The sequence below is a fragment of the Bacteroides sp. OM05-10AA genome (assembly GCF_003439055.1).
Classification (GTDB): domain Bacteria; phylum Bacteroidota; class Bacteroidia; order Bacteroidales; family Bacteroidaceae; genus Bacteroides; species Bacteroides intestinigallinarum.
In genome coordinates, this window is the sequence record NZ_QSUR01000079.1 from 1 (window position 1) to 5,593 (window position 5,593).

Below are 5,593 nucleotides of genomic sequence, written 5' to 3' on the forward strand. Positions count from 1 at the left end.
GTTGGTGCACCCCCTTGCCGTGCAGCGCTCCCCGACCGATGATTTTTTATTGTGCCTTGTGTCCTTTTCCCTTTTGTCCGGCTTCTGTTCCCAAGCACATCCGGAACACATGGCAGAGCGCTTGCAAATCCCGTCCGGAAGGCTTACCTTTGCAAAAGGTTATAGCACACTATAACCCCTAAAGGGGTTGTGTGCGAGGGGTGTCCCCTCGACCCCGTGCGATGTGACGTTTCACGCCACATCTTCTAAACAGACATACACACCTAAAACCTAAAGATATGGCAAAGACATGTATCAGAGTGGAAGCCTGCAATATAGGCAGCTCGGAACGTCACAACTTAAGAAGCAAGGAGCTCGACTACATCCGTCCGGAACTCACACACCGCAACGAACAGTGGGTAGAATGTTCCATTGCCGAAGTACACCGGGACATAACGGAAAAATACAAGGAAGCCACCGGACAAGGATTACAGAAGAAAGCTACCCCAATCCGGGAAGGGGTAATAGTAATCAGCGAGGAAACCACAATCCAGCAGCTTCAAGACTTGGCCGAAAAACTGGAAGAACGCTTTGGAGTGCACACCTTCCAAATCTACACCCATAAGGATGAAGGCGCAAACGTATGGGACGGAAAGGAAGAAGCATGGAAACCGAACTATCATGCGCACATGATCTTTGACTGGACGGACGGCCATACAGGAAAAACTGTAAAGCTGAACAGACACGACATGGCGGAGATGCAGACTATAACAGCAGAGTGTCTCAACATGGAACGTGGAGTTTCTTCAGACAAGAAACACTTGTCGGCCATGCAATACAAAAACAAAATGGAAACAGAGAAAGCTGAACAACTTCAAAAAGACATCGAGCAACTAAACAGGGCATACACTGCCGGAACCGAGAAAATCACCACAGTCCAAAAGGAACTTAGTACGGCACAAAAAGAGCTAAACAGCATGAAAACCGACATACACATCAACGAAGCCAAAGAAGCTGCCGCAAAAGCCGGAAAAACCGTATTTAATGCCGTTACAAGCGTCTTTAATGTAGGGGAAGTAAAACGACAAGCCAAAGAAATTGAAACCCTCAAAAAAGAAAATTATAACCTCTCATTCAAGAATCAAAATTTAGAAGGACAATTAAGAACCAACAACATCGAGATGCGAAGGGTACAGGAAACAACCGACAGACAGATAAAGGCAGAAGCATCCAAACTAAAACCCATAACCAACCTTTTTCCGGAAATGGAAAATGCACAGGAAAATATAGAGGAACTCCAAACTATGGGAATACAAAATAAAGATATCCGACAACTTCTTATTGGAAAGGAAATATACTACACTGGAAACCTTTACGATAAAGACAAGAGAAAATCATACCAAGTTAAAAACGTGAAAATAGATATCTCCAAAAGTCAGAATGGTATTACTACAATTTGGCTAAATAACATCCACTTTAAAAACTTTCTTAAAGAACTTTGGAATACACTACAAAAGACTTTAGATAACGGTAACTGGCTACACCGATAGAAAGACACTAAAAAGAATTGCACTTCTCTTTTTTGAGAAGTGCAATTCAAATTAAATCCCGTTCATTTTTTAACGACTAAAGGTGCAATTAGCTATAAAACCAAAAGAAGGAGTAGTACCTTTTCCTTTAAACTCCCATTTAAAACCTTGACCAGGTACATTTGCATCCCAATACGAAGTCCAAGTGAAAGTGTTACTCCATAACGGTCCAGTTCCACTAAAAGCAACACTTTCAGGTGTCGTTATATTATCATCCGGACTTGGTTTAGCATTAGGATTTAATACTTCAAAGAAATAATAATTATTCTGTATTGAAGCATTCAAATCAACTTGCATCTTTAAAGTACGACTGGAATCGTAAAAAACTCCGGTAGTGCTTTGAGAACCTCCATTAATACTCAAAGAAGGGAGAACAGCCCTCGTTTCCGTTACAACATCCCTAAATACTGAAAAATCAAAATTAGCATCCTCCTTCACCTTTTTAACCAAAGTCTTTCCATTTACAGAAAAAACAACATAAGCGGTATTAGGATTTGAAATAGCACTTGCCACTTGAGCATTTAAAACCTGCAGGTTATTCTTATATTTCTCAATACTCAAAGGACTAACTTTTTCTAAATCCTGCCAATCCGAACCTGTTACATAAGACAACGCCCTCGTTTTCTTATTCTCATTGAAATAGTATTCATTTGTAATCTCATTTACATCAACAAAACGAGATAAGACCTCCATATCAGATACAGAATCACTAACCACAGGTTCTATTACTTCATTATCATTACACGAACAAACACCCAAAACAGTCAGTAGACTGATGAACATAAACATTACTTTTTTCATAAATCCTCCTTTTTTAAAGTTAATAAATAAAGGTTTCGCCCAAAAATATAAAATTTCTCCTATTTTTGCATTGAATATTAAATATTTAACTATGAATAGAATAATACATATCTCTTTACTTATTTCAACAGTATCACTTTTTCTTATTTCAAACACCGGATGTGTTGAAAAACAAGGATACTACAACCATGGAGAAGAAAGCATAATCTCATTAATTTGTGATATTACATGGGCTGGTAAAAAAACAACAGACGAAAACGGCAGTGTCTGGCAAGGTACATACAAATTCAATAAAAACGGAACATATACCCGTACAAATATAGAAATCGACAAACAAGGAAATAAAAAAGAAGCCAATATCTACGGACAATGGTCATTCGGTGATCCAAGTTTCAGTACCATTTATTTTGGTGGAGAACATTACTGGGACATAGACGAGCTAACTAAAAACAAATTTTCCTTCTATGACAGAAGTGGAAAATTTGGCGATCCTTTCATGAATAGAGAATACATAGAACTCACACCATACCAAGAAAACAATACAACAAACTAACAACTACCCACTATTAGGAAAAATATCCTCATCTAAATAAATATCCTGCAAAAGTTCATCCTTCCGGGTGACCTTATAACAACACAATGCCTCCCCAGTTTCCATATTATACCAATCAGCCACCTTATCTTTCACAGACATATACCAAGTATAACAACCATCTTCAACATTCAATCCCTCAATATTAAGAACCAAATCCTCATCTCTAAAATCATTCAACGCTTCATCTCCGATCATGGTGCGGAACTGTCCGAAACTACTCATGCGCTGCATCCCATGCATGGCAGTATAAATCATATCCAAAGCCTTATAATTTATCTGAATCTTTTTTTTACCGTCACGACCTTTCGATTTTGAGACAGAAGCCTTTGAAGCATACTTAAAAACCTCTATCGCTGCATTTTCAAAATCCTCTATCTTCTTATATTTCTGAAAACGGGCATCAGCAACCGTACTACCATGCAATTTCTTCCATTGGGCTACTACATATTTTGCAGCTTCCAATGAATCAACAATAATATGAAAATGATAATGGAACGAAAACAAATCCTTTTTTACTACATGATAGGTACACTCCTTCTTAATCACCCCCGAAATACCAAGTGAACGAAACTTGTGTTTCGTCCTTATACCATCAGCCCACATCCGGTTACATCTACGCATGAAATCTCGCAATACCCTTGCATCATCGGTTACACAATTTTGCAAGGTAAGCGTCACAAAATAAAACTCTCTGCCTTCCGAAGCCAAATACTTCATAACCGGAAGGAACTTCTTTACATTTTGTGCCGTTTGAATACGCTGACAAATAGGACAAAAAGCCCGATGACAATAATGGGAATGCGCCTTACCTCCCTGCACAGTATAAACATTTGAACACACATGGGCATCCATATATGCTTTCATCAGCTTACTATCCGGATTCTTTTCCGAAAGTTTTCGAGTAAAATTATGGGATATGATTTTTACTTTAGCCTTTTTTTTAAGACTATCAGAACCGTTTTTTAACGGACTTTCTTTGCAGTTGGTTATATTTGTTCTATCTTTGCACATATGAAATTTTGATGTGGCTTTCGTTTGGTATCCGCCCCGCCAAGAACGAACACAAACGATTGCTAATTCTTAAAATACAAAGCCCGTTGGTTACTGCCTTCGGGCTTTCGTTTTTTCTCAGCCCAAAAGTAGGTAATTCATTCCAAACCGCCAAACATCATTCAAAAAACCTACATATAACAAGTCAAAAAGCATTTACCACGAAACTTTCTAGTTTATCTAGTATGGGGGCTCGCCCCCATTCCCCCGGCTGCGCAATTCTGACACAAATACACTACTAAATCCACAACAGACAAAGATACTTCCGGAAAAAAAACTATCTTTGCCGTACACAAAGACAACCCTTGCCGAGCGATACGGGAGAGTTGCAAAAAAAACACCGGAGTGAATTGACGGATATCCGACATCTCCGGTGGTATTTTTTTTCTTATCCCCCTCCCGTCCCCCAAAGGGGGAGCACACAAAGACAAACCCTGCCTTCACTCAATGGAGTGTTAAATAGTTGCATATGGGTCAAGTTCCTTAATCCGCTTACACAAAAAATCAAAGCGTTTCTTTGTAAGTGGTGTAAGCGTATCGAGATTATCTCCATCGAAATTCTCCCCAAAAATAAGGTCGTTCATTCCTATGCCGTGATTGTAGTTCTCACGCACACAGTTGCGCAGCGTCCAAAGGTTACGCAGGTTTACCCAGTCTGCTGTGCGGCTCTTTACCCTGCGGAACAAGATAACGGCAGTCCGCAAATAGTGCCCCACATGGTCGTAATCGTGCAAGACACGTTTGCCCAAATAGTAAATATCCAAATCTTGTTTTTCTCTGTCCTCGACTACTTGACAGAGGAAGAATGGAATATCCTTCAGGTTATCCCATTCGATGTAGTCAGTTGGTTTCATAATGTCTTATTTGCATTTTTCTTTCCGTACTTTCCATTATTCACAGAACATTTGCTGAAACACTTCACGTAACCTTTTTATCTCACTGAAATTCAAATCTCCAATCTTTCTTTTCAGCCGGCTTTTATCCACCGTGCGAATTTGATCAGTGGCTATCTCTCCTTCACGCCCGGCTACAGAACACAGAACCCGGTAAGGATAATTTCTTATCGTTGAGGTTATCGGAACAATGACTACTGTTGTAAGGTACATATTCAAATCTGAAGGAGTGACAACTACACATGGCCGTGTCTTTGCCATTTCACCCCCACGGGTAGGGTCTAACTCTACCCAATACACTTCATACTGTTCTACCATGTCCAATCCTCAAACTTTTCATCCTCAAACACATCAGGGATAAGCAACTCATCATCCCCATTCTCATGGGCACGTTTGGCAGCTTCCGCCCATCCCTGCCGTGGTTGTGCCTTTATCACAATATTGTTCCCGTCCAAAGAAATGCTCACAGCCGATTTCAAGGACAAACGCAACTGTTTCAATACTTCGGAAGGAAGTATTATCCCCTTGCTGTTTCCAATCTGAATAATATTCGTTACCATAATGTTATAACTTTATAATTGATTATCACGATACAAATATATGTAAAGTTATAACAATAACAAAAGGAAAAACAACTTTTTTCCATTTTCACCGAGAACCCTGTCAATGGCTGCACTCGTCGGGAG

General features: G+C 39.6%; 7 protein-coding genes. 2 read left to right on the forward strand and 5 right to left on the reverse strand.

The features are described 5' to 3' along the window. Nucleotides 1-278 precede the first annotated feature (278 nt). On the forward strand, nucleotides 279-1,529 hold the full coding sequence (locus tag DXB58_RS27415) for an NBU/pMV158-type mobilization protein (protein ID WP_122138870.1): 1,251 nt from the start codon (nucleotides 279-281) through the stop codon (nucleotides 1,527-1,529). Between the two features lie 69 nt (nucleotides 1,530-1,598). Here the strand turns inward: DXB58_RS27415 and DXB58_RS28035 are convergent, their stop codons facing one another. After that, nucleotides 1,599-2,369, reverse strand: coding sequence for a hypothetical protein (locus DXB58_RS28035; RefSeq protein ID WP_005799241.1), 771 nt, complete (start codon nucleotides 2,367-2,369; stop codon nucleotides 1,599-1,601). Nucleotides 2,370-2,460: 91 nt separating this feature from the next. Between DXB58_RS28035 and DXB58_RS27425 the strand changes: the two genes are divergently transcribed. After that, on the forward strand, nucleotides 2,461-2,922 hold the full coding sequence (locus DXB58_RS27425) for a hypothetical protein (RefSeq protein WP_005812785.1): 462 nt from the start codon (nucleotides 2,461-2,463) through the stop codon (nucleotides 2,920-2,922). Nucleotides 2,923-2,925: 3 nt separating this feature from the next. Here the strand turns inward: DXB58_RS27425 and DXB58_RS27430 are convergent, their stop codons facing one another. The 4 genes from DXB58_RS27430 to DXB58_RS27450 form a co-directional block, all read right to left on the reverse strand. After that, nucleotides 2,926-3,828: a protein rep gene (locus DXB58_RS27430; RefSeq protein ID WP_225538865.1), complete on the reverse strand. Its 903-nt coding sequence runs from the start codon at nucleotides 3,826-3,828 to the stop codon at nucleotides 2,926-2,928. Between the two features lie 641 nt (nucleotides 3,829-4,469). Further along, nucleotides 4,470-4,868 (reverse strand): hypothetical protein, encoded by a 399-nt coding sequence (locus DXB58_RS27440; RefSeq protein ID WP_005799260.1) that lies wholly within the window; start codon nucleotides 4,866-4,868, stop codon nucleotides 4,470-4,472. Nucleotides 4,869-4,904: 36 nt separating this feature from the next. After that, nucleotides 4,905-5,225, reverse strand: coding sequence for a type II toxin-antitoxin system PemK/MazF family toxin (locus tag DXB58_RS27445; protein ID WP_005799262.1), 321 nt, complete (start codon nucleotides 5,223-5,225; stop codon nucleotides 4,905-4,907). Beyond that, entirely contained in the window at nucleotides 5,219-5,467 is a 249-nt protein-coding gene (locus DXB58_RS27450) for an AbrB/MazE/SpoVT family DNA-binding domain-containing protein (RefSeq protein WP_005812783.1), read from the reverse strand. The genes DXB58_RS27445 and DXB58_RS27450 overlap by 7 nt, the downstream gene beginning before the upstream one ends. Nucleotides 5,468-5,593 lie beyond the last annotated feature (126 nt).